The following is a 23,216-nucleotide window of genomic DNA, read 5'->3' as shown; positions in this document are numbered from 1 at the left end:
ATTTTTGATTTGTTATCCTCCGCACATCGCCATGCTTGCTAAATTAATCCTGCTCGCCGCACTTTATACTACTCAATTCATTCCGACAACCTTTTTTATCCAAACCGTACCTGTTTTTATGCGACAACAAAATATGTCGCTGGATGCTATCGGGTTGTTAAGTTTTCTCATTCTACCCTCAGCGTTAAAATTTCTGTGGTCGCCTTTTATTGACCGCTACCGTTTGCCAAAGTTAGGACATTATCGCGGTTGGATTATCTGTTTTCAAGTTTTGTTAGCATTTGTAACCTTTGGATGTGCATTTATTGATATTAAAGAGAATTTCAATATCTTAGTTTTTTGTATGTTTCTCGCTTTTTTATTCTCCTCCAGCCAAGACATTGCAACTGATGCATTAGCAGTAAATTTACTCGAACCGCGAGAAAGAGGATTAGGAAACGCTATTCAAGCTGGGGGAAATGTTTTTGGCGCTATTATTGGTGGGGGTGGAGTGCTGATTCTACTAGATAGAATCGGCTGGCGGTATAGCTTGATAATCATGTCAGTAATAATTTTACTGACTTTAATTCCAGTAATATTGTATAAAGAACAAGTTAGTAATAAATCTCAGAAATCGAACTTTTTCACATCTTATTTTCAACCTTTTATCAACTTTCTCTCGCGTCCCAAAGCATTACTGTGGCTTTTCGTAATATTGCTATATATGGGAGGCGAAATGATGTCAGGTACAATGCTTCGTCCACTTTTTGTTGATAGAGGTTTGTCGCTCTCAGATATTGGCTTAATGTTGGGTATTGTCAGTTACAGTGTCCGTATTGTTAGTGCTTTGATTGCAGGAGTCTGGATTACCCACTTGGGAAGATTACGTTCTCTAGCTCTATTTGGCTTTGCCGCTAGCATGGTGACACTTTTGTATATCATACCTGCAATTGGTATCAGTAGTTTACCCGTGCTGTATGCTGTGAGTATAACAGTCAATGCAGCACAAAGTATGGCATATACTGCATTACTAAGTGCCATGATGGATAAATGCGAACCTGCAACAGCCGCTACTGATTATACATTTCAGGTGTCAGTAGTATACATTGGCGGAATTGCTGCTTCAGTTCTTAGCGGTGCGATCGCCAGCGCTACGGGATATACGTTTATGTTTATCATTAGTGCAGCCTTGAGTTTATTGAGCGTATTACTAATAACCAACTTGCGGGCATAGAAGCAACACATTCACAAGGTATACAGCCCTCTCGCTACATCGGATTGCTTAAAAACCCTGACCAAAGTCCTACTAATCATGTTCTTTAAATTGTCAGAGGCGATTCTCTCACAACGGAGACGCTACGCGATGGTGCTTTGCACCCGCCAGAGGTGATCACACATACGGTAAACCTAACCTGCTGAGTGCGGATAACCACAGTTTTTATTCATGTCAAGTACTTGCAAAAAATATTTACATATTGTTATATTTGGTTACATAAGCAAGTAAAGGAAAAAAGACATGACAAGCAAAGGCTTTACCATGAACGAACTCGGTCAACTCAACAACTTTGCAATTGAACCAAAGGTTTATGTAGATCAAACCCCAAGAGCAGGTTTTACCGAGTACGCCGAGAAACTCAACGGACGTTTGGCGATGATTGGTTTTGTCTCACTCATAGCTGTAGAAGTTGTCACAGGACACGGCTTGATTGGATGGCTGACAAACCTATAACTAAATCTGAATATTTAAGAATTTCACTCAATTAACCGATAGAAAATCACCAGAGGATAGCTATGAAAACTGATTTTGATTTCCCTAAAAAAGATTTAATTGGCCCCGTTGTTTTTCGTCCCGATTTCAACAACTTTGAAACAATTAACGTTAACCAAGCCTGGTCATTATTTTTCAGTGCAGGTCAAGATGATAAAGTACTGGGAGAATCAACTGAATTAGGCAAGTTTTTCACTAACCTTTTAATTGCTGTGGGAGTAACAGGAACCCTTTGGGCAATCTATTTCAGCAATTTGGGATAAAAAATTGGCTTTAGGTTTTAAGTTGAATAAATATATCGGAAGTCTTGGTGGACATAGCCAAGACTTCTTTTAAATTGTAGGAATCAATTATTAGTAACTGTGCATTTAGCGGGACTTAAACATTTTTGAGGGAAAAACAAGCCTCAAACCCATGCAGGGTAAGAGAAATACACCAAATGCTCAAAAATAGCTCAAAACTTAGATATATTAAGAAACTAAGCAAAACGATATTAAAGTCTTTCTGTATATAGATTTGAGGTTCTTTTTTGGTTGTTTTTGTCTCAGTCCCACTAAAAAATGGTAGCTATTACAACCAGTCAGTTTAAGTATGATTAAATTCATAATCATGCTATTATCAGACCAATATCAACTCGGTTCTGTTGGGAGTCAGCCATCAGACGCAAGGGGGAAAGTCCGGTGTAAATCCGGCGCTGTCCCGCAGCTGTAATCAAGGTTCGCCTTGTGAGTCAGAATGCCCGCCGAAGTGAACTTGTAAATTTTGTACATCTGCGAGGCACAGATAAATATTATCATGAAGATTTCTACAACTACTCAGCTTTACGTTCTCATAGCGCCACATATCAATCCGCTACAGATTACGACTTTCTATGAGAGGGTAAGCGATTAATTTCCGGTGCAAGTTGTGTCTTTAGATGCAGCGATCGCTACTCCAGATGAGAGTATCGCTTGCAAATAGTCACAGCAACAAAAAAACGTTGTATTAACTAACAGATAGAAGTTGTTCAAAACAGGTAGTAAATGGCGTGTATGACGTATATATTCCTGTGACACTACTGAACAAATGCTTTTTCAATTACGCATAGAAATTGCTAATTTACTAGACTAATACTTCAGTTAATTATCATGCCGAAATTCTATCTTCACCGAACTGGGAAGATTCCTACTGCTATTCATCCCTTTGTCAAACAAACGGCTCTCCCTCAAGGCAAATACAAGCCCAGTCTACTGCAAGGGAAAATTATTCAAGATGTTCAAAACATTGCAATGTCGATGTATCGGATGATTTATATTGCGATTGCCGACTTTGGGCGGTTAAGATATCGCGCATCTAATTCGGGACGAGCAGCAATGAGCAAACCGTTAGATCGACTCAAATAGGTGTACAGGAGCGTTCAAAAAAATGTCAACTTTACTATATTTTATAATTGGTTTTTTTGTACTTTTAGTGATTGGAGTTGCGTCTTATCTCCTGACTGCCCGCAAGTATCAATCCTCAACCACAGTCGCCAATTCCTACGATCAATGGACACTTGACGGCATTGTAGAGTTTTATTGGGGGGAACACATTCACCTCGGTCACTACGGTTCGCCACCGCGAAGTAAGGATTTTTTGGCTGCTAAATCTGATTTTGTCCATGAAATGGTGAAATGGGGTGGAATAGAAAAATTACCTCCTGGTACTACTGTCTTAGATGTTGGCTGTGGGATTGGGGGTAGCAGCCGGATTTTAGCGCGGGATTATGGGTTTGCTGTCACAGGGATTACCATCAGCCCTCAGCAGGTTAACCGCGCCCAGGAGTTAACACCCGACGGGCTAAACGTCCAGTTTGCGGTCGATGATGCGATGGCATTGTCGTTTCCAGATGCCAGTTTTGATGTAGTCTGGTCAATTGAAGCAGGCCCCCACATGCCAGATAAAGCCGTTTTTGCTAGAGAATTAATGCGGGTGCTAAAGCCTGGTGGGGTCTTGGTTGTAGCTGACTGGAATCAGAGGGATGACCGCCAAAAGCCGCTAAATTTTTGGGAGAAACCAGTAATGCGGCAACTGCTCGAGCAGTGGTCTCATCCAGCTTTTTCCAGTATTGAAGGCTTTTCTGAGCTTTTGGCGGGGACAGAATTAGTTGAGGGGGAGGTAATTACGGCAGACTGGACGCAAGAAACCCTTCCTTCTTGGTTCGATTCGATTTGGCAAGGGATAGCTCGACCAGAGGGATTAGTGCGTTTTGGACTGTCTGGTTTTGTCAAGTCTGTGCGCGAAGTACCGACGCTTTTACTGATGCGTTTGGCGTTTGGTGCAGGGTTGTGTCGATTTGGAATGTTCCGCGCTGTGCGGGTAAACTCACGCACAGAATTGATGGACAGAAACTTTGGCAACCAAAATCCCTCAAGCTTGGTTAGGTAGCGATCGCAGTTAGTGATGAATATTTGGATTTTAACACCAACTGACTGCGTGATATCTGCGGTTAGAACTTCTTTCTACACATCGCAAAATTAATCAACAAACGACACACTTTATATGCAAAAAATTCCCGTCACAGTAATTACAGGATTTCTAGGTGCAGGCAAAACGACGTTAATTCGCCATTTACTGCAAAACAATGAAGGACGACGCATTGCGGTTTTGGTGAATGAATTTGGAGAAATCGGAATTGATGGCGAACTTTTGCGTGATTGCCGAGTTTGTGACGATGAAGAAGACTCCAACAGTAATATTGTTGAACTCACCAATGGTTGTCTGTGCTGTACGGTGCAAGAAGAATTCCTCCCAGCAATGCAAGAATTACTGAAGCGACGCGCGAGCCTTGACTGTATGTTAATTGAAACCTCTGGATTAGCACTACCAAAACCATTGGTGCAAGCATTTCGCTGGCCGGAGATTCGCACAGGCGCTACAGTAGACAGCGTAATTACTGTGGTGGACTGTGAAGCGTTGGCAACTAATCAATATGTAGGCGATTTAGCAGCCCTCTTAGCACAGAGACAAGCCGACTCTAGTCTAGAACACGAAACACCCATTGAGGAACTGTTTGAAGATCAACTGGCTTGTGCTGATCTAGTATTGCTTACCAAGAGCGATCGCGTTGACGAACAAACGCAAGTTAGGGTGCAAGATTGGCTAAAGCAGAACTTATCGCCTGGTGTAAAAGTCATTCCTTGCCAGGATGGTAAAATCAGTGGCGATTTGTTACTCGGTTTCAACGCTGCGGTAGAAGACAACTTAGATAGTCGTCCTAGTCATCACGATACTGAAGAAGACCACGAACATGATGAAGGGATTAATGCAGTGCAACTACTGCTAGACCAAGCATTTGATCCGACTGTCTTGGTTAAACGCTTGCAAACATTGGTGCAACAGCAAGAAATTTATCGAATTAAAGGATTTGTAGCAGTTCCTAACAAAGCCATGCGTCTGGTATTACAGGGTGTTGGTAATCGATTTGACTACTTTTACGATCGTCCTTGGAAACCCCAAGAATCCCGTCAAACGCGATTAGTATTGATTGGACAGGAACTCGATCAAGTTCGCATTGAATCATTGGTGTTGGGGGAAGAAGTCAATGCGACCATCTAATAGTGTGTGGCAAGGAAATTTTGGCTACTGGCAAAACAGCTTTATTCATAATAATCTGCTGGTAATTGGTTACACAGGATGGAAAGGATTTCAGTCATTTGGGCGGGGAGTTGTTATTTGTGATGTGGATACTAAAGTGACTCACCCTACAGATACAAGTCTTGATACAGTTCCCTTCACCCTGCAATTTCTCCCCTCTGATTTGATTGGGTTTTACTTGCGTTCGTTTCAGGATTGCGGATTTATATCGCAATCAATCTGCTCATCTATGATTTCATCAATTTTACCCGCGATCGCAACATACAATCCCCATCAAGATATTCTTTTGGTGCTGAAAGCTGATCCTCAATTTGAGGTGAATTTTTTACACCAACTAAAAATTATCCCACCCGATTGCTACGAACAAGTTTGCAAGCGTTGGTCAGAATTTAAACCAAGCCTAATGCCCTAGAAGATATACAGGATATCAACATATATAGTTGCACTTTTTAAAGTTGGAGTATAATCGATTGCTATCTCTCTAGTAAGTAGCTATTAAGTATATAAAACAGGAAAACCTCCTGTTTGGGAAATAAATCAATGTAAGAGATACAAAGTGAAAAATAAAAGATTTTACTTTGATTTTTTGCAACTATTTTTCAAGAATCTGTCAATTTCAGATAGCAATTTATTTTCCGGTGTATATTATGGGTGAATTGCTTTGAGTATCCAGGTTTTTAGAAAACATCAATCCCCTACCAAGCTGAGAGAACATAAACCTTAATTGTCAACCTACTTCTAGGACAATTGCATGAAGAAAGCTTTAATAACTTTAACTACCAAATCCGCAGCTTTGATGTCCCTAGCGTCATTAGTAATGACCAGTAAAGTGACCACAGCTGGTGAACCAGTAAATCCCCAACCAGTAGACCGTCCTGATGCTGCTACTACACCAGTATCAGCATCAGACCAAAAAGCTTGTGTAAGACATCCGAAACTCGGTAAATTTTTCTGCGCTCATGCTGAAGAATTATCTCATTTGCAAAAAGGCGTAGCAGAGATTGATGTTACATCGGATGACAGCGAAAAGGCTCTGCTTGGGGTTACGGATGCAGAAAGTGATGCTGCTGTAGCTATGTTTGGTTGTGATTGTGCTGCATCGATAAATTGTTTACGCCGTCTGCGGAATAGCCTACCCTAGAATCTAATTTCCTGGGTTTTTCATCTTCCCAAAAGCAGGGGATATGGGGAGAGTTATTTCTCTCTCCCCTCATTATTTTACAGTTTTTTGCTCAGAGATTTTAGGGTGTGATAAATTGTTTATTTGAAGAAGAATTCAGAATTTAGAATTCTGAATATATCAGTGGGGATTCAGACCATTCAAAAGTCTTGTTGACCACCAAATTTTCAATTTGGTGGGGGTCTTAAATCCAGTTATTCAGACGCGACGATCGAGTACTCGCTCTAAGCGAAGCATCCCGAAGGGTATACGCTGCGCTATCCGCTTTTTCGGTCAGAATACTCAACTGAATTCTGACTCTTGACTCCTGAATTCTGTTCGATAAAACTTAAAGAATATGAAACGTCGTGATTTTATTACTTGCTTTAGTTTAGGTTGTTTTGTAAGTAACCTACCTGAAAAAGTTGTGGCTTCTCTTCCAGAAACTACAGCAATATCATCAACATCTGGAGATTGGCAAACAGTGGGAACAATTGCCGAATTGGATAAAGCTGGACAACTATTAAATGAAAAATCACCTGTTGGTTCAGTATTGGTAATTGGTACTTCTAAAAGTAAAAATCTAGTGGCTGTGAACCCTATCTGCACTCACATGGGTTGTACAGTGGAGTGGCTTGCAGAAGAAAAAATATTTTTATGCCCTTGTCATGCTTCGGAATTTGATCCTAATGGTAATGTTCAGATGGGGCCAGCTACAAAACCACTATCAAATTACGAAACAAAAATAGACGGTGATTTAGTTATTGTGAAACGTAATTCATAATTCGTAATGGGCTACGTCCGCTGCGCTCTAGGCGCAGCTATGCCGCAGGCTTTACGTAATTCGTAATTAATAATCTCAGGTTTCATTTGAGGCTTTAAGTTTTCACCATAATTAGTAGTATCTAGAAACTTGCAAATAGAAATACGTTAGTTAATAAAACGACAAAATTAACAAACTAACATCGCTTGGAATATTGGACATAAATGTGCAACTGTTTCTACCAATTTATAAATGCAAAAACCAAAACTAATCAATATTCCCAAAGCGACTCGCTACCAAAATGCAGCGATAGATTACTATATGGGGCTTACAGGTTCTTCCTATCTTCATTACGGGTATTGGGAACCACTACCTAAAAGGGGTGAAGAATTAACTCTGACTCGCCTGCGTGTGGCGCAGGAAGCATATACAGCTAAACTTTTGAGTTTTATCCCAGAGGGTGTAAAAACTGTGCTGGATGTCGGCTGTGGTATTGGTGGTAACGCAGCATATTTGTGCGATCGCGGTTTCATTGTTGAGGGATTAGCACCTGACACACTCCAGCAAGAAAAGTTTATTAAGAATACCAACTCTCAAGTACCTTTCTACTTAACGAGATTTGAAGATTTTCACACCTCAAACTCCTACGATCTAGTTCTGTTCAGCGAAAGCAGCCAATATATTGCTGCTCTCGATTTAGCTCAAGGTGCGGCTCGTTTATTGGATAGTGGTGGCTACCTGCTGCTTGCAGATATGATGCGTTTTGATGCCGAATACCGAGAAGGTATTTTTTCTAATTGTCATGTCGCCGACGAACTCCAAGCGGCGTTAGAACAGTCTGGATTCAAGTTAATCAAGGCTGAAGACATTTCAACCCATATTGCGCCAACGATTGACTTGTGTGTTGATAATTTCCGTACTTTTGGGCTGACTACAGTTAAATATATTGCTGATGTTGTAGCGATCGCTGTCCCTCTATTATACTCATTCGGTCGTTGGGCATTTAAGCGCTGGCTAGAAAAGTTAGTTGTCGAGGGATTAGCAGCACGTGCAATTTTTGAGAGCTATTTATGTTATGAAATTCAACTCTGGCAGTTATCAAAAGGAGTTTAATCGAAATGACCCCAGAAATAAACATCCAAGATTGGCAACAAGCTTTTATCGCTACCAATATATTAGCAATTGGTTACAACGCTTGGATCGGTTATTTAGGAGGAGAACGTGGTGTCGTAATTTGCAGTACCAATTCTCCGCATTTAGGTATGGCTGGCGAAACATTTAAAGCACATTTTATCCCGCGTAAAAATCTTGCAGCTTTCTTAAATGCTTGGTTAGCAGCACCTGATACCGTACTGTTACAAAAACACTTCATGAATGCTCATATTCTCGAAGCTGTAGATAAGTATAATCCTTTAGAAGATGTTGTATTTTTGTTGGAGTACGGTCATCAAGCTGGGTTTTTCTATTTAACTAAATTACCAATCACACCACCCCAATGTTACCAAACTGTATGCAAAGAATGGACAGAATTCCAACCTCAGCACACCCTCTCAATAGGAGCAAAAACAAAATGAGACTCATCCAAAATCAAAAATTAGCTTTCTGCAAATTGAGATGTATAGAGCTTTAATAGCACAATTCAATACTCAAAAATCCCAGTCTTAAAAACTTCAAAATTACTTATCCCAATAGTGGGTAAAAAGATTTTATCTATTTACCAAATTTTAATGTGTTTGTAATTAATGAATGTTTTGGAGTTAGTGTAAAAAATCATTAATAAAATCTCATTATTACTGCTGGATATAATAACACTAGAGGTAGGGATTTTGTTCGTCAAGTTTCTCAGTTGGTATATACATACTTAGACCAACCAAAATTAACTCAGTTACCTCAAGGAATGTAGATTAAAGCAAATGCAAAACTTCTGTTTTATAGCCTCCACAAAAGTACGTTAGGAATGTAATACACCTGACGAAATTAAATCTACAATGTCCGCAAAGTCCCCTTTACTAACAGTTAGGGGATTTATTTTATGCGTGTTATCTGTAGCACAAGTATAATTCAATATTCAGTAAGTGATATAGAGAATCAAAATTGTTATCGACTGAATTTACATATACACAATAACTATGGTAATGTGACACATAACTGTCGGTTCTGATGGTGAGCAGCCATCAGGCGTAAGGGGGAAAGTTCGGTGTAAATCCGGCGCTGTCCCGCAGCTGTAATGAGACGAATATAGCATGTCTCTTAGTCAGAATGCCCGCCGACTCACTCTAGACACAAAACATTTATCTGCGAGGCACAGATGATACATTTGATTAAAGAATTTCATGGGTATAGATACTGTTTTAAGACAGTACCCTCTGCAAGTTTTACTAATTCGCTTCGCTGTTAGTAACGACACTCGATTTTGGGTTGTCCTATAGGAATTTGGGTATCCATAAGGAATACCACAAGGTCTTTTTTGCTATCCAAATAGTATCCACCATGATTTAGGTCTAGTAATGCATTGCAGCAAGCTAGTTTAAGCCTAAATCTTAAAAACTCATAGCACAAATAAATACCTGTCTTTACTGAAAACGAGGAGTTTCATGTCCACTTCCCGTATAGTTACTTGTTGTGAATTTTTCTCAAAAATCTTCGTTTTTACCACAATCTATGGGATGGTATCTGGAGAATGCGTAGCAATCGCTAATCAAATTCCACAAATATCTGAGTTTCCCAAGCACCAAGGTTATGCAAGAGACTTACAACCAGTTGCACAAGTAACACCTGAAAATACTCCAGCATCCACAGAAGAACCAGATATTGAATTAACAGTCATCGACAAGCTATTGAATGAACCCGTTTACTCACCCTTTCGCCGCGAGGGAACAGTGAAAGATTCCACTCGTCCGGTTTATGTAATTACAGGTGAAGAGATAGAAGCGCAGGGTGCAAAAACTGTTAGAGAAGCACTAAAATTCCTTCCAGGTATCTTGCCAGATGGTACAGTTGGCACAGAAGTGAATGCCTTAAGCGGTCAATTTATCCGAGGTTCTAACTCTGCACAAGTCTTGATTTTGCTTGATGGTAGACCAATTAACGAACTTGGTTCTGGTGGTTTTGACCTTTCAGAATTTACTACCAATATCGTTGAAAGAATCGAAGTATTACCAGGTGGTGGTTCTACCCTTTATGGTTCCGATGCTATCGGTGGGGTGATAAACATTATCACTCGTCGTCCTACAGAAAAAGTGACGACGCAAGCAGGTGTTAATTTTGGCGCGTATGGGTTAAATCAGCAGACTATCAATAGCAGCGGAAAAATAGGAGATATTGGTTGGGTTGTAGGTTATAACCGTACCCAAGCTGAAAATAATTATCATTTTTCCATCCCAGAAGCTAACTTTGAGGGAACCAGGGAAAATAATGATGTTCTCTACAACAACTTTAACGTCAAGTTAGAGGCGAATTTAGGCAAGCGCGATACCCTAACCCTCTCAACGCTGTACTTAGGTAAAGACCAAGGAGTACCAGGAGGAGTCCCTATTCCTGAACCATTATTTGGTCAAGGTTATTTTAACTCGTTGACGGAGCGCGATCGCAAATATACAGACCAAGTTCTCACCGATTTAACCTGGAACTCAAAATTAGGAAGTGGAAATGATTCGTTGCTAACAGCCAGAGTTTATGCAGATTTCCTCAACACTCGTTTTGATAGTCGCAATTCATCCCAAGCACGATATGATAACAGGCAAGCTTCTTATGGATTGCAAGCACAACACAGTTGGAAATTTACTAATAATCAAACCCTAGTTTATGGCTTTGATTACCGCAATGTCTCAGCTACTAATAGTACATTTGACTTTTCTGTTGATACAAAAACAGTCACTTACGACGATAGTATTAGTCAAGGAGCGCTATTTGCTAGATATGAAATTAATTTCACTCCTAGTTTCACTGCTAACTTAGGTTTACGCCAGGATTTTAGTAGCTTGACAAATGGCTCTTTTACATCACCAAGTGTAGGAGCAAAATTTGCACTTACAGACTCTACCACTCTCAGAGCTAATTATATCAAGAATTTCCGTGTGCCGAATCTTTTCAGCTTATATGCGAATGGTAGTACTTATGTTGGTAATCCTAATCTTCGTCCAGAAAAAGGTGATAGTTATGATATTGGAATTGACCAAAAGTTAGGTAACTTTGGTTTATTGCGCTTGACCTATTTCAACAACACAATATCAGATTTAATCGCCTATAACTTTGCTGTTCCGGTAGCTACTTATGAAAATATTGGTCAGGTTCGTACTACGGGAATCGAAGCAGTTTTAAATTTGCAGCTAGCGAAGAATATCTATGCTTTTGTTAGTTATACAGCAAATGACCCACGGATTTTGAAAAGTACAAATTCTGTTGAAGTTGATAAAGAATTACGATTCGCAGGTGCAGATAGTTTAAATGCAGGACTTTCTTATGAAACTTCTCAAGGTTTATATGCTGGAATACTGATGCATTCTTTGGGTGCATATCCCACAAACAATACTAATACAGAATTTTTGTCTGGTTATACTACTTTTGATTTCAAAATGCGGGTTTCTCTCAGTGATAACTTAATATTAACAGGCAGTCTGGATAATATCTTTAACCAGAGATACCAATTATTTCCTGGTTATCCTGATGAAGGGAGGGTTTTTCAAGTTGGGTTGAGTTCTACGTTTTGAAGTCAAGAGTTTTTTTACGCAGAGAGGAGTTTTGAATGACTGAATTTAATTGTTGGGTAACTCCAGTAAATAAGGTTGTGATTGAGGCTTTATCTACTGAGGGGTCTATTGAATATGAATATTTTGATTCTAGTACCGATGTTTTGTCGTCGCTACTTTACACTTTATTTCAGCAAAATTGGCAGCAAGTAGGGGTAGGGCATATTGTCCAAGGAGGTGTATTAGAATTAGAATTTAATGCTCCACCTAAAATTTGTATCCTCTATGATGGATATCTCACAGTAGTTACAGAAGGCTGGCATTTGCACCTATGTATTGAGGCTAATTTAGGTGGTCCTCATTGTAAGACTCCTTTAGAATTGAGGCAACAACGTCAAGTAAATCGTGCTGCATTTTATCGACGGTTTAATGCAGAAGGTATCCCTAGAAGTTGGGGAATAGATTTTTGGAATGGTGCAGATGAAAACCTCATGACTGTTTTCTTGCCAAATCCGTATGTAGAAGGTGAGAATTTATTACCAGAAGGTAAGCCGAATTTATCAAAGTTAGCTTTTTATGAGGAACTACGAGATATTTATGTATTGGGAAACCAGCCTATACCGTTTACTAAAAACCCCCTCAAACATTCTTATATCTCAGTTTGCACTTCTACTCGCTGTCTTCCTTCACGCAAATGGCAACCCACATTTGATGCTTTAAAATCAGCAGTTGAAAATGCAGATTTAGACATAGAAGTGAGAACATCTGGCTGTTTAGAAGTTTGCCAACTAGGGCCAGTTGTATTTTATTCTGATGATAGGACTTGGTACACTCGCGTTCAACCAAATGTAGCTGAAACTATTGTCAATGAACATTTGTTAAAAGGTAATAAAGTTATTGAATATTGCTATCCACCAGAGTCTGTGTAATTTATCCTTTTTAAAATCTCACGTAAAGATATAAAGTAGTCCTCTTGGTATTCCTCTCTGGGCGACGAACACTTTCTTCTCCTGACGAAGACGCTGCGCGTAGCTTGCTTGTATTGTAGGGGTACAAGCCAGGAAAACCCGCCCACGGAAATGTCCTCCTCCGTGTCTCTGCGTGATAAAAATCATATTTATTTATCTCAAACACAATGAAATTGGTAAAACTGACTCACTCAAAACCCATTATTTTCTTATGTAACTTCTTCTTAATTGCCACTTTAATTATTGCTTGCCATAGTACAGCAATTAACACATCTACAAATACCAATAATAACGGCTGTATTCAAAAATATGACCCCAATACTGATTATTTTCCTAATAACATTCAGATTACTCATGCAACGGGTTTAACAGTAGAGTATTATAAACACTACAAAATCGTCACTATCAAAAATCCTTGGCAAAATGCTAACACAAAGTTTCAATATGTTTTAGTCCAATGTGGAACTCCCACGCCAAAAGGATTTAATCAAGCGCAGGTAATTACAGTTCCCATTAATTCTATAGTTTCTCTATCTACTACTCATTTACCCCACCTAGCAAAATTAGGTGTAGTTGATAAATTGATTGGTATTAGTAATACTAAACAAGTCAATACTCCTGATGTCGTCGAGAAAATTAAAGCCGGAAAGATAGCACAAGTAGGGAATAATTCTAATGTGGATATAGAAAAATTATTAGAATTAAATCCTGACTTGGTGACAACTTTTGGTACTGGAAATTCTCAAACTGATAGTTATGCCAAACTTACGGAGGCGGGTTTGAAAGTGGGGATAAATTCTGAATATATGGAAGATACGCCATTGGGAAGAAGCGAATGGTTAAAATTTACGGCTCTGTTTTTTAATAAAGACGAGCAAGCACAAAAAATATTTAGTGAAATTGCCAATAAATATGAACGAGTAGCTCAAAAAGCTAAATCTGTAAAAAATCGTCCAACTGTATTTGTTGGGTTCAATTTTAAAGGAACTTGGTATATGCCTGGGGGTAAAAGTTACTTAGCCAAATATCTAGCTGACGCAGGAGCAAACTATCTCTGGAGTGATGATAAATCCTCTGGTAGTTTACCTTTATCTTTTGAAGTTGTTTTGGAACGTGCATCCAATGCTGATTACTGGTTGAATTTTAGTCAATCTTGGAAGAATTTAAAGGATTTAGTAGCTGAAGATAATCGCTATGCTGATTTTAAGGCTGTGAAAACAGGCAATCTTTACAATAATAATACTCGTGTTAATGAAAGTGGAGGTAATGATTACTGGGAAAGCGGAATTAGTAACCCAGATATGGTTTTATCTGATTTGATTAAAATACTGCATCCAGAGATATTACCCAATCATAAACTATTTTATTACCACAAACTTAATTAATAATGTTAAGCAAAAAATATAAATTTAAACTTCCCCTATTAACCCAAAAAGCTCCGGTTTACAAAACCATTATTTTTCTAATTATACTTGTAAGTTTAATCTTAGCTTTTTTATTAGACTTAGCTTTGGGTTCAGTTGATATTCCTCTTAATGAAGTAGTCAAAATTTTGCTCGGACAAGAAGCAGAAAAATTGACATGGACTCATATTATTTTCAAGTTTCGCCTACCTAAAGCTTTAACTGCAACTTTAGCAGGTGCAGCTTTAGGTGTGAGTGGTTTACAAATGCAAACCCTATTTAAAAATCCCTTAGCAGGGCCTTTTGTATTGGGAATTAGCTCTGGTGCAAGTTTAGGTGTAGCGTTAGTTGTGCTGACAGCAAGTGCTACGACACCAACACTATTAGCAGATTTGGGGATAATTAGTGATTTTGGTTTAGTCATAGCCGCAAGTCTAGGCGCAGCATCAGTTTTAGGGATGATGTTAGTTGTTTCTCGCCGAGTGCAAGATACGATGATGTTACTAATTTTAGGTTTATTGTTTGGCTATGCTACTAGTGCAATTGTTAGTATTTTGTTGCAGTTTAGCTCAAAAGAACGCATTCAAAGTTATATTATGTGGACTTTTGGTAGCTTTGCTGGGGTGACTTGGAAACAGTTAGTTGTTTTAATTCCTGTGATACTTTTGAGTTTATTCTTAGCAGTGCTACAATCAAAATCTTTGAATGCACTTTTACTTGGTGAATCTTATGCACGTAGTTTAGGTTTAACTGTGCAGAAAACTAGATTTTCAATTATTACGAGTGCGTCTATATTAGCTGGAGCAATTACCGCTTTTTGTGGCCCAATCGCATTTTTAGGTGTAGCAATTCCCCATCTGTGTCGTAGTCTGTTCAATACTTCCGACCATCGAATATTAATTCCTAGTGTAACAATGATGGGTGCAATCCTAGCATTGTTGGCAGATTTGTTTTCCCAACTTGCGGTAAGTCAGATGGTTTTACCTTTAAATGCTGTTACCGCTTTGATAGGAACTCCTGTTGTCACTTGGGTAATTCTGCGGCGTAATTCCCAAAAATCTTTTTCGTCATGAATGATGCAATTTTAACAACTCACAACTTGAGTATTGGTTATAAAACATCCCGAAAAACTGTTCGATGTGTTGCATCTGATATTTCTGTATCTCTGCAATCTGGGGAACTGGTTTGCTTACTCGGCCCCAATGGTGCGGGTAAGTCTACATTACTGCGATCGCTCGCCGGAATGCAACCCCCAATAGATGGTGAAGTGCGACTCTTAGGCGAAAATATTTACAAGTTAGCACCACAAGAATTAGCCAAATGTCTGAGTTTGGTACTCACTGAGAAAGTTGATGTGGGAATGCTATCAGCTTACACCTTGGTGACTCTGGGGCGATATCCTTACACTGATTGGTGGGGAAATTTGACACCCGAAGATGAAGCTATAGTAACTTGGGCAATAAAATCTGTAGGAGCAGTACATTTAGCACAACGCCAAGTTAGCGAATTAAGTGATGGTGAACGCCAAAAAATCATGATTGCGCGGGCTTTGGCTCAGTCGCCTATTGTGATGTTACTTGATGAGCCAACAGCATTTTTAGATTTACCGCGACGGGTGGAAATTATGCAGTTGTTGCGTCAGTTAGCACGGGAAACGAATCAAGCGATTCTTCTTTCTACTCACGATTTAGATTTAGCTTTGCGTCTTGCTGATAAGGTTTGGCTATTATCAACTAATGGGATTTTACACGTTGGCGCACCGGAAGATTTGGTGTTAAGTGGTGCATTTGCTGATAGCTTCCGTAGTGAAGGTGTGGAGTTTGATATGTTTTCTGGTGAATTTCATTTACATACATCCCACAAGGGAGACATTAACTTAATAGGTGAGGGCATAGCCTCCGTGTGGACTACTCGTGCTTTAAAACGTGTAGGATTTCAAGTTTATCAAAGTAAAAATGACTTACCAATTTCAATAGAAGTAATATCAAATTCAAAACAATTTCTGTGGAAAATTACCAACAATCATAATACATATACTTGTAATTCATTGTCCGAAATAATTAAATTAGTAAATTTATTATAGCGATCGCTGCTATAATTTAAGTGTACATCGATAACATAAATGAAGAAGTAATTTAACTCCTTCATTTATGTTCATCTGATTTGATAAATTAATGTACTCAAATCAATAGGGGAGCAACGCGATTTTGTGAGGTCGGATCAAAAATCAGCGTTCACGCAGTGTGCCGCAGGTATCGCTAAAACTTACATTTGTGTATGAAGTAATTTTATTTGCAATTAATATACGTAATTGCACGATAAATCATCTTGATGAGATATCTCAAAAAGATTGGTAGTAAGTTATTTGGCGATTATTTTCAAATATATCTGCAATAATTATTTAAGACTTGGTATCAATTATGGCAGTAAATAATTTAAATGCTGAATTGAAGTATAAAATTTATCAGCAACTTTGGGGTTTGATAAACGAATTAAAGATAGAATCAGAAAAATTATCCCAACTTTTAGCTATCCATTGACAACGGAGGTGCAACATAATTTCTGCGTTATCTTGAAGCCAAAACTTACTATTACCTTTCATACGTAAATTAACAACTTGACGAATTAAACTTTCAACAGCACCACTACCAAGAGGAAGTTTTTTAGCTCCAACTTCATTATATTTTAAAAGCCTGCGTCGGTAAGCTTTTAAAATATAATTTCGCTCTCGTAACAAATTTTTAAGGCGCTCTCCGGTTGCCCCCTGAATAAATTCGTCCATCTTTCTGATTAAAGAGAGTGTTTGACCTTTTTTTAAAGTTTTTCGCGCCTTTTGAAACCATTGTTGACGCTCATTATTTGTGTTAAATGCAGCATCAGCAAAATCTTGTAAATGTGATGCGGCATGATAAAAATCTAATAATTGATAAGTGTCAGGTGGGCATTTTAACTTTTTTAGTAAAGGTGGAATATGTATCCAAATCCAATCTGCACCGTCTGCAATTAGCAACACTTGTTTCGCCTGACTAATCCCTAAATTAACCAAGTACATCTCTAATATCTGTAAAAATCCTTGATATCCTGAATACGTTCCATCATTGGTAATAGGAATCTCTCCATTGATGATTTTTTTACCCTCCTCATTTACTACATAAATTGTTAATAGCTTTGGCTCAATCCATTCTCCTGTAAAGCCTAAACGATTAGTCTTTACCTTACGCCTTCCCTTATTGTTAATCCGAATCCGGGTACGACCGCCATCCACAGCAATGACAACACGTTGCTCTTTGAGAACATTACTTGTAGCTAAACTGCCCAAAGCTAAACTTGTTAATTTAGATTGGCGTAAATTTATGCCAATTTTACCAAAGTAATATGTTAGCCGTTCTATACGTTTTAAGCTGATATTTATGCCCCAATCAATTAATGTTGTCCGTGCAGCCTCAAACGAGCCAGCAATTGCACCATATCGGGCAATAGTCGATAAAACTCTAGGGGTTAAACCCTCAGACATTCCCAAATATCTTAAAAATGGGCAAAATCCTTCATGTAAAGATTTTTGATTTTTCTTTGGTTGAGTCTGACGTTCAACTACATACGGTAATTTTAAAGTTACTGCGACATTACCAACTGTTAATATTTGCCGTTCTTTGCAACCATGTTTTTTTGTGCTTGTTTGCCACCACCCCTGTGTCTCCTGTTCTGCTTTATCTAAAAAATCTTGAGATTGTGACAGATTATGGAGTAATAAAGCTGTACATTCCCCTGCTAAAACTAAGGCAATTTCTCTAATTTTTTTCTCACGTTCTCTGAAAACGTGTCCATCCCATTCTGAGATATTCGTTAGTTCTAAAAGTTTCGTGACTTTTTCTTGAAAGTGTTCTAACGATTTGCTTAAATCAAAAGTAGAATATATATGATTTTTCATAAGCGCGTAGGCATTCCCCGTTTTGATGTCAGATATCAAAACCTTTACTCCAAAGGGAATCCTACCTTTTTTTAGGCAGAAATAATAAATCATATTTATATCTGAAAATAAAAATAAAGTTCTAACAGTGTTAATACGGTCTTACTTGTTGTAAATATTTATATTGTACTGAAGCTAGTTTTTAGCGATCGCACCTTTTTTGCCCAACCTCACAAAATCGCGTTGCTCCCATTATTCTTCTGGTGGGAAGAAGCTCGCGCTTAAAAATTATATTTTACGGCTTATGTGAGTTGGAGTCTGGAAAGGCGTAAATACGTCAACATAGCTAAACATCTTGGCTAAACCACAGCCTGAAACCCTTGCTATCGGTAGGGCATTTTTAATTCACATAAGGCGTATTTTGTAATTTTGTCTAAATGCGATCGCGGCTGCGGCTAGCGTTAAAGAAGAATCCAGAAGTCAGAATTGCTTTACTGGGACGGGTAGGATAGTATACTGCCGCCGTCTGCATGAGGCACACCAAAATCTGAAAAATTGACTTCTTAGAACCTTTCTTAACTTTGCCTTTTCTCTTACACGCTTTGGAGTTTTTGAAGCTTCGACTAGCTAGGAAAGGATAATAAATGACTCGCCCTGATGAGTTGGTTTCTATACTTGACCGCATTCTCGACGGCTGTGGAGATGAGGGGGATGTTGGGATATTGCGTCAATTCCTCAAAGAAAGCAGTGGTCAAAATGTTGTGCAGTTGGGGAAGTACAACATCAATATTTGATTCATAAAATTAGGTTTTTGATTGCCCCAAAGGTATGAAATTACGTTACCTTGTGTAACTTAAAGGATAAAGTGACCGTTTTTAAAGCCAAAAATGGCCGCAGAACAGAACCTAAAGTGGAAGGGTATTTGAAAAGATTGAATGCGATCGCTTGTAAAGTATGGCGAAAGTAGGGCGACGCAAAAATAAGCATTCCAGGTTTTTAGGGCGGCCACTTTATCCTTTAATTCCGGCCATCTTTTCCTTTAAGTGACAATTTATCTGCGATCGCCACAGTTGACGAGAGAGTCTAAACAAGTACTGGATATTTACACTAAAATTAGACTAATTGAGCTAAATAAGGAAGACTTGACGGGCAAGCTATAACCGTTAAAACTAAACTAGAGAATAAACCAAATTAATCCGTAAATAAGCAATTTTCCTACTAGCGAAGTATCTATGAGAACAGTAGAACTAATAAAAATTTTTCTAGCTTCTCCAGGCGATGTACAGACGGAAAGAAATTATGTTAAAGAAGTCGTCGCAACAATTAATCGTACTGTAGCTCAAGATAAAAATGTAAGACTAGAAGTAAAATGTTCTGAAAATGCATATCCTGGATACGGTAAAGACGGTCAGGCAATTATCAACGAGCAGATAGGCAAAATGGATGAATATGATTTATTTATCCTAATTATGAAAGACCGCTTTGGAAGTCCTACTAAGCGTCATGCATCTGGAACAGTTGAGGAGTTTACACTAGCTAGAAAAGCTCACAAGGAAAGAGGTAAGCCTGATATATGGTTTTATTCTGGCTCAATGAAGCAAGATGTAAAGAAGAAGGAAGATAAACAGCAGCAGGCGAAAGTAAAGGGATTTAGAACTAGGTATATAAATAATAGGTACGGTTTATTCAGAGACTATAAAAACCCTTCTAATTTTAAAAGTCAGTTACACGAGCAACTTACTCTATGGTTGAATGATTATAGTAATAAAAAAACTAGGAAGAGTACTACTTCAAAAACTAAGACTGTTTCACCCAATAAAAAAGAGCCTATAGATAAAACAAAGGTAGCGAATAATTGTAATCAAGCAAGTTTAATTTCCAGGAAGCCAATAAAAGAAATAAAATCTGCCACTAACAAAAGTAAAACCACTGCTAAACCAAAAACTAATAATAGCAAAAGCATAAGTAATTCTGGTGCTTGGGTTTTACTTGATGACAATTTGTTTGAAACTAAATCAGTTTTTCAGGATGTTAATAGAAAGCTGATTCTTAACATACCGATTATAAATTCAGAACAGGAAACTAATCTACGATACCTACAAACCAACCATCGCTACGGTAACAGGCTTGTTTCTTATAGCTACCAAAATGATGCATCTATGGTACAAGTGGAGAGTATTGAAACTGATTCTATCAAAGGCAAAACTTCCTGCATAGTTACATTGAAACCAATACAACAATCTAACAATTATAATATAGCTAGTTATAACAACTACAGTACAGAGCAAATTGCCGAGCTACAAATACGTTTTTTACTATTAAATGAAATTCAGGATAATCAAAATCAAGCCAATAATCCTATGCTGAATTATATGCTTACAGGAAGTAGCTATTCAACAAAGCTGGAAAAATTTATTTTTAGCGATATATGGAAGAAGTGGAAGAATAAGCCAAAAATGTTTTTAATCAATGCGCGACTGGCAGCAGTACATCTTTTGAAAAGCAAAAATATAGTTGAGCATATATTAAAATTTAACATCAGTCTTAATCAAAATGTTGTATCAATTGATTTTAGTGGAAAGATGCAGAATATTTACGCAAATCAAGAGCCAAAAACATTAAAGGTAAAAGGTAAATGTACTTTATAATTGGAAAGGTTATGGTTAGTATTCTAAAAGCAAGCTGATTCTAAAAAGTCCTCTAACTTATATAAATCTATAGAATCTAAATCTTTAGGATATATCATTACTGTTAATTTTTTGTTTATAAACTTTTCTTTAGATGCTATAACGAAAGCTTCTATAATTAACTTAGCTAATGCCATCCTTGGTAAACCAGTACGAGCCAAGTCGGAGCCGATGATTGGAATGGTTACATTTTCGCTATGACCTTTGAGGCGGATTTCTTTCCAAAGATTGTTAAGAGATTGCAGAATATATTCAGAAGAAGATTGCACAGTTATATCATTATTCATATAACCATAGGCAGTTAAAAAATAACGTTTATCGTGTGTACCAAGCGTTATAGCTGTACCAATGGGATATCGACCAGTTTTACCTCGGTTTTTGTTAGTTTCTTCTTTACATAGATTACTTAACGGTTCAAGTGCTGTTTCAATATCCGCGTCTAGTCTTGCAATATCATTTGCATAAACTTTGGTTAAAAACTGTCCTTGAACACTTGAAGGTTTAATTATCTCTCCTAATTCAGTATCAAAAACATCATTAGTGCCTATTACAATATGACCTTTCTCATCAAAAATATCTCCTACTTGGGGTAGATATAGCGTAGCTGACACCAGGGGCAAACTAAACAGTTTAGTTTTTATAAGCAAATATGGTATTAAGCCGAGAAGTGCAACGCCAAAAGGATAAACTGAGTATGAGAAAGCATTACAGCACATTGAGGCATTTATTTGGGAGCTATAGCAAAAGTGACTGATAAATCATTGCCGAAACCTGTATTTGGCGTACCTGCAAATATAAAACCTATATTTCAAGTGCCGATTGGTCTTTGCTTTGATGCGAAAGAAGGAATTAATTGGAATCAATTAGGCGAGACAGCGACTAAATCACAATTTGAAACTGGCAACAAAAGCAACCCAAATAGTTGAGTTTTAAGGAAATAAAAACTCAAAATTGTTAACAAGTCTATTTCTAAAGGTGTTAAAAACTTTATCATAGAGAAAGACAAACATGGTAAATCTAGAACTTAGTGATGAACAATTAAACGTAATTTCAAAAGCTTGCGAACTTCTATCTCGAATCTACATAGGAAAACTTGAAGAAGTAGCTTTGTTATTTTCTGACTTGCCAGATGAGCAATATCAAGAATTAGTTGATAGCTTAAAATCACTCAACTCTATTATCAAAGTTACATCAAAACAATCAAACTCTGGAATCAGAGATAAAAATATCCCAGAAGTAGCTCGTTACGCTTACGATATTCATCAAGTAATCCGCCATTATTTAGCTTGGAAACACTTTCCTCAAGGTGGCTCTGCTGTTCATTTTGATTCGCCTAATGCTTACGGAAGTCTGTCGCTACCGATAATTAGTGAATAATTTTTTCAAATCAAAATTGTAGGAACAATATTGAGATTAAAGTTGGGAATGATGAATAAGTTGACAGTTAAGTTTGTGGATAAATTGGCCTAGATTGAATTTCAATTACATCCCAAGCGGTAATTTTGGGGATGCCCACGATATCACGCTCAACAACAAACTCGTACCCAATCCAGTCTTTTGTCATCTCCCCTTGAGCGTAACAAAACATCTCAGCTTCTATTAAAAGAATTTGAGAGTCCTCATCTTCCTCTTTAATCTCATGGCTCAAAATAGTTATGGAATTGCATACACTTCCATCATCAAAAATAGTCCCTGCAAGACTATTCAACCAATCGGTAACAATAGCCAAAAACTCCTGAGCTATCTCACTTTCACTCACATTTTACCTCTTAACTATGAAGCTAATTTCTCAAGCATAAAACCGATTAAAAAGCATTGGTTAAAATTAATTCTGCTCAATAGAGCCAACTTTAGACTTCATGCAGCCACAGTCTCAATCGATAACCGTTCAGTCATATCCAACTTGAAAGTACCATAGGGGTTAACATGACCCCAAATTAGCGGCGAAAGGGCCCGCAAGTCCTCCGACTTCATCAGAGACTTCCATTCTGGTTGTGATAACACCTGCTGAATCATTAAAGTATTAATATATACTAATGAGATTTGCAATAGATGTAACGACAAAACAGCTAACTCCTGGTCTTCTAAACTATTAGTCGCAATTTCTCCGCCCTTGCCATAGAAAATAAAACTGTTAGCACTATTCCAGTTTTCTACAACATTAAGACCTTCATGAATCTCACGGCGCAACTCTATTGAATGTAAATATTGGCTCAAAAATATTGTTTTAACAGCCTTACCCAATTCACATAAAGCTTGATAGGTAGGGTGCATTAAAT

The 23,216-nt window shown here is 38.0% G+C and carries 24 protein-coding genes and 2 riboswitches; of the genes, 20 read left to right on the top strand and 4 right to left on the bottom strand.

The window, feature by feature from the left end; genetic code table 11:
* Positions 1–31 precede the first annotated feature (31 nt).
* The 16 genes from FNW02_RS29800 (at position 32) to FNW02_RS29720 (ending at position 16,426) form a co-directional block, all read left to right on the top strand.
* Positions 32–1,213, top strand: a complete 1,182-nt coding sequence (locus FNW02_RS29800; RefSeq protein ID WP_191761065.1) for an MFS transporter — start codon at positions 32–34, stop codon at positions 1,211–1,213.
* Between the two features lie 282 nt (positions 1,214–1,495).
* Positions 1,496–1,708: a chlorophyll a/b-binding protein gene (locus tag FNW02_RS29795; protein WP_191761064.1), complete on the top strand. Its 213-nt coding sequence runs from the start codon at positions 1,496–1,498 to the stop codon at positions 1,706–1,708.
* A 62-nt stretch (positions 1,709–1,770) separates the two neighbouring features.
* Positions 1,771–2,010, top strand: coding sequence for a hypothetical protein (locus FNW02_RS29790; RefSeq protein WP_191761063.1), 240 nt, complete (start codon positions 1,771–1,773; stop codon positions 2,008–2,010).
* 355 nt (positions 2,011–2,365) lie between these two features.
* Positions 2,366–2,508: riboswitch (cobalamin riboswitch) on the top strand.
* A 366-nt stretch (positions 2,509–2,874) separates the two neighbouring features.
* Positions 2,875–3,129 carry a hypothetical protein gene (locus FNW02_RS29780; protein WP_191761061.1) on the top strand — a complete coding sequence of 85 codons (255 nt, stop codon included), beginning with the start codon at positions 2,875–2,877 and terminating at the stop codon, positions 3,127–3,129.
* Positions 3,130–3,151: 22 nt separating this feature from the next.
* Positions 3,152–4,153, top strand: coding sequence for a methyltransferase domain-containing protein (locus FNW02_RS29775; RefSeq protein ID WP_191761060.1), 1,002 nt, complete (start codon positions 3,152–3,154; stop codon positions 4,151–4,153).
* 114 nt (positions 4,154–4,267) lie between these two features.
* On the top strand, positions 4,268–5,323 hold the full coding sequence (gene cobW, locus FNW02_RS29770) for a cobalamin biosynthesis protein CobW (RefSeq protein WP_191761059.1): 1,056 nt from the start codon (positions 4,268–4,270) through the stop codon (positions 5,321–5,323).
* The gene (locus FNW02_RS29765) at positions 5,310–5,774 is read left to right on the top strand and encodes a hypothetical protein (protein WP_191761058.1); all 465 of its coding nucleotides are present in this window, start codon (positions 5,310–5,312) and stop codon (positions 5,772–5,774) included. Before cobW ends, FNW02_RS29765 begins: the two co-directional genes overlap by 14 nt.
* 339 nt (positions 5,775–6,113) lie before the next feature.
* The gene (locus tag FNW02_RS29760) at positions 6,114–6,503 is read left to right on the top strand and encodes a hypothetical protein (protein ID WP_181927357.1); all 390 of its coding nucleotides are present in this window, start codon (positions 6,114–6,116) and stop codon (positions 6,501–6,503) included.
* Positions 6,504–6,879: 376 nt separating this feature from the next.
* Positions 6,880–7,305, top strand: a complete 426-nt coding sequence (locus FNW02_RS29755) for a QcrA and Rieske domain-containing protein (protein WP_191761057.1) — start codon at positions 6,880–6,882, stop codon at positions 7,303–7,305.
* 231 nt (positions 7,306–7,536) lie between these two features.
* Positions 7,537–8,397, top strand: coding sequence for a class I SAM-dependent DNA methyltransferase (locus tag FNW02_RS29750; RefSeq protein WP_191761056.1), 861 nt, complete (start codon positions 7,537–7,539; stop codon positions 8,395–8,397).
* Between the two features lie 5 nt (positions 8,398–8,402).
* A complete protein-coding gene (locus FNW02_RS29745; protein WP_191761055.1) occupies positions 8,403–8,858 on the top strand; it encodes a hypothetical protein in 456 nt (151 codons plus the stop codon).
* A 561-nt stretch (positions 8,859–9,419) separates the two neighbouring features.
* Positions 9,420–9,569: riboswitch (cobalamin riboswitch) on the top strand.
* A gap of 309 nt (positions 9,570–9,878) precedes the next feature.
* A complete protein-coding gene (locus tag FNW02_RS29740) occupies positions 9,879–11,993 on the top strand; it encodes a TonB-dependent receptor plug domain-containing protein (RefSeq protein ID WP_225226000.1) in 2,115 nt (704 codons plus the stop codon).
* 35 nt (positions 11,994–12,028) lie between these two features.
* Positions 12,029–12,901, top strand: coding sequence for a (2Fe-2S) ferredoxin domain-containing protein (locus tag FNW02_RS29735; protein WP_191761054.1), 873 nt, complete (start codon positions 12,029–12,031; stop codon positions 12,899–12,901).
* Between the two features lie 206 nt (positions 12,902–13,107).
* On the top strand, positions 13,108–14,325 hold the full coding sequence (locus FNW02_RS29730; protein WP_191761053.1) for an ABC transporter substrate-binding protein: 1,218 nt from the start codon (positions 13,108–13,110) through the stop codon (positions 14,323–14,325).
* Between the two features lie 2 nt (positions 14,326–14,327).
* Entirely contained in the window at positions 14,328–15,416 is a 1,089-nt protein-coding gene (locus tag FNW02_RS29725; RefSeq protein WP_191761052.1) for a FecCD family ABC transporter permease, read from the top strand.
* Positions 15,413–16,426 carry an ABC transporter ATP-binding protein gene (locus tag FNW02_RS29720; protein ID WP_191761051.1) on the top strand — a complete coding sequence of 338 codons (1,014 nt, stop codon included), beginning with the start codon at positions 15,413–15,415 and terminating at the stop codon, positions 16,424–16,426. Before FNW02_RS29725 ends, FNW02_RS29720 begins: the two co-directional genes overlap by 4 nt.
* Before the next feature lie 381 nt (positions 16,427–16,807).
* On the opposite strand, the gene FNW02_RS29715 is transcribed toward FNW02_RS29720, so the two are convergent.
* Positions 16,808–18,271: an ISLre2 family transposase gene (locus FNW02_RS29715; protein ID WP_191761082.1), complete on the bottom strand. Its 1,464-nt coding sequence runs from the start codon at positions 18,269–18,271 to the stop codon at positions 16,808–16,810.
* Positions 18,272–18,894: 623 nt separating this feature from the next.
* Here FNW02_RS29715 and FNW02_RS29710 point away from each other — a divergent pair.
* Together FNW02_RS29710 and FNW02_RS29705 are read left to right on the top strand one after the other, a co-directional pair.
* Positions 18,895–19,044 carry a hypothetical protein gene (locus FNW02_RS29710; RefSeq protein ID WP_191761050.1) on the top strand — a complete coding sequence of 50 codons (150 nt, stop codon included), beginning with the start codon at positions 18,895–18,897 and terminating at the stop codon, positions 19,042–19,044.
* 438 nt (positions 19,045–19,482) lie between these two features.
* Positions 19,483–20,898 carry a DUF4062 domain-containing protein gene (locus tag FNW02_RS29705; protein ID WP_191761049.1) on the top strand — a complete coding sequence of 472 codons (1,416 nt, stop codon included), beginning with the start codon at positions 19,483–19,485 and terminating at the stop codon, positions 20,896–20,898.
* 23 nt (positions 20,899–20,921) lie between these two features.
* Here the strand turns inward: FNW02_RS29705 and FNW02_RS29700 are convergent, their stop codons facing one another.
* Positions 20,922–21,548 carry a macro domain-containing protein gene (locus FNW02_RS29700; protein WP_191761048.1) on the bottom strand — a complete coding sequence of 209 codons (627 nt, stop codon included), beginning with the start codon at positions 21,546–21,548 and terminating at the stop codon, positions 20,922–20,924.
* Between the two features lie 117 nt (positions 21,549–21,665).
* Between FNW02_RS29700 and FNW02_RS29695 the strand changes: the two genes are divergently transcribed.
* Together FNW02_RS29695 and FNW02_RS29690 are read left to right on the top strand one after the other, a co-directional pair.
* Entirely contained in the window at positions 21,666–21,863 is a 198-nt protein-coding gene (locus FNW02_RS29695) for a hypothetical protein (protein ID WP_191761047.1), read from the top strand.
* Positions 21,864–21,945: 82 nt separating this feature from the next.
* Positions 21,946–22,314, top strand: a complete 369-nt coding sequence (locus tag FNW02_RS29690; RefSeq protein ID WP_191761046.1) for a hypothetical protein — start codon at positions 21,946–21,948, stop codon at positions 22,312–22,314.
* 67 nt (positions 22,315–22,381) lie between these two features.
* On the opposite strand, the gene FNW02_RS29685 is transcribed toward FNW02_RS29690, so the two are convergent.
* Both FNW02_RS29685 and FNW02_RS29680 read right to left on the bottom strand, forming a co-directional pair.
* Positions 22,382–22,696 (bottom strand): hypothetical protein, encoded by a 315-nt coding sequence (locus tag FNW02_RS29685; protein WP_191761045.1) that lies wholly within the window; start codon positions 22,694–22,696, stop codon positions 22,382–22,384.
* A gap of 98 nt (positions 22,697–22,794) precedes the next feature.
* Positions 22,795–23,216: Tn3 family transposase (locus FNW02_RS29680; protein ID WP_191761044.1), on the bottom strand; the 422-nt coding region annotated here is incomplete at its 5' end.

Origin of the sequence: Komarekiella delphini-convector SJRDD-AB1 (assembly GCF_014831675.1) — a bacterium.
Taxonomy (GTDB): Bacteria; Cyanobacteriota; Cyanobacteriia; order Cyanobacteriales; family Nostocaceae; genus Komarekiella.
The sequence above is the reverse complement of the archived record's forward strand: the minus strand, read 5'-3'. Positions and strand labels throughout refer to the sequence as shown.

Coding starts and splice junctions, on each gene's coding strand:
- FNW02_RS29745 (WP_191761055.1), top strand. CDS start 8,403: ATGACCCCAGAAATAAACATCCAAGATTGGCAACAAGCTTTTATCGCT.
- FNW02_RS29720 (WP_191761051.1), top strand. CDS start 15,413: ATGAATGATGCAATTTTAACAACTCACAACTTGAGTATTGGTTATAAA.
- FNW02_RS29735 (WP_191761054.1), top strand. CDS start 12,029: ATGACTGAATTTAATTGTTGGGTAACTCCAGTAAATAAGGTTGTGATT.
- FNW02_RS29705 (WP_191761049.1), top strand. CDS start 19,483: ATGAGAACAGTAGAACTAATAAAAATTTTTCTAGCTTCTCCAGGCGAT.
- FNW02_RS29750 (WP_191761056.1), top strand. CDS start 7,537: ATGCAAAAACCAAAACTAATCAATATTCCCAAAGCGACTCGCTACCAA.
- FNW02_RS29725 (WP_191761052.1), top strand. CDS start 14,328: ATGTTAAGCAAAAAATATAAATTTAAACTTCCCCTATTAACCCAAAAA.
- FNW02_RS29730 (WP_191761053.1), top strand. CDS start 13,108: ATGAAATTGGTAAAACTGACTCACTCAAAACCCATTATTTTCTTATGT.
- FNW02_RS29715 (WP_191761082.1), bottom strand. CDS start 18,271: ATGAAAAATCATATATATTCTACTTTTGATTTAAGCAAATCGTTAGAA.
- FNW02_RS29755 (WP_191761057.1), top strand. CDS start 6,880: ATGAAACGTCGTGATTTTATTACTTGCTTTAGTTTAGGTTGTTTTGTA.
- FNW02_RS29800 (WP_191761065.1), top strand. CDS start 32: ATGCTTGCTAAATTAATCCTGCTCGCCGCACTTTATACTACTCAATTC.
- FNW02_RS29780 (WP_191761061.1), top strand. CDS start 2,875: ATGCCGAAATTCTATCTTCACCGAACTGGGAAGATTCCTACTGCTATT.
- FNW02_RS29690 (WP_191761046.1), top strand. CDS start 21,946: ATGGTAAATCTAGAACTTAGTGATGAACAATTAAACGTAATTTCAAAA.
- FNW02_RS29790 (WP_191761063.1), top strand. CDS start 1,771: ATGAAAACTGATTTTGATTTCCCTAAAAAAGATTTAATTGGCCCCGTT.
- FNW02_RS29775 (WP_191761060.1), top strand. CDS start 3,152: ATGTCAACTTTACTATATTTTATAATTGGTTTTTTTGTACTTTTAGTG.
- FNW02_RS29795 (WP_191761064.1), top strand. CDS start 1,496: ATGACAAGCAAAGGCTTTACCATGAACGAACTCGGTCAACTCAACAAC.
- FNW02_RS29710 (WP_191761050.1), top strand. CDS start 18,895: ATGACTCGCCCTGATGAGTTGGTTTCTATACTTGACCGCATTCTCGAC.
- FNW02_RS29740 (WP_225226000.1), top strand. CDS start 9,879: ATGTCCACTTCCCGTATAGTTACTTGTTGTGAATTTTTCTCAAAAATC.
- cobW (WP_191761059.1), top strand. CDS start 4,268: ATGCAAAAAATTCCCGTCACAGTAATTACAGGATTTCTAGGTGCAGGC.
- FNW02_RS29760 (WP_181927357.1), top strand. CDS start 6,114: ATGAAGAAAGCTTTAATAACTTTAACTACCAAATCCGCAGCTTTGATG.
- FNW02_RS29765 (WP_191761058.1), top strand. CDS start 5,310: ATGCGACCATCTAATAGTGTGTGGCAAGGAAATTTTGGCTACTGGCAA.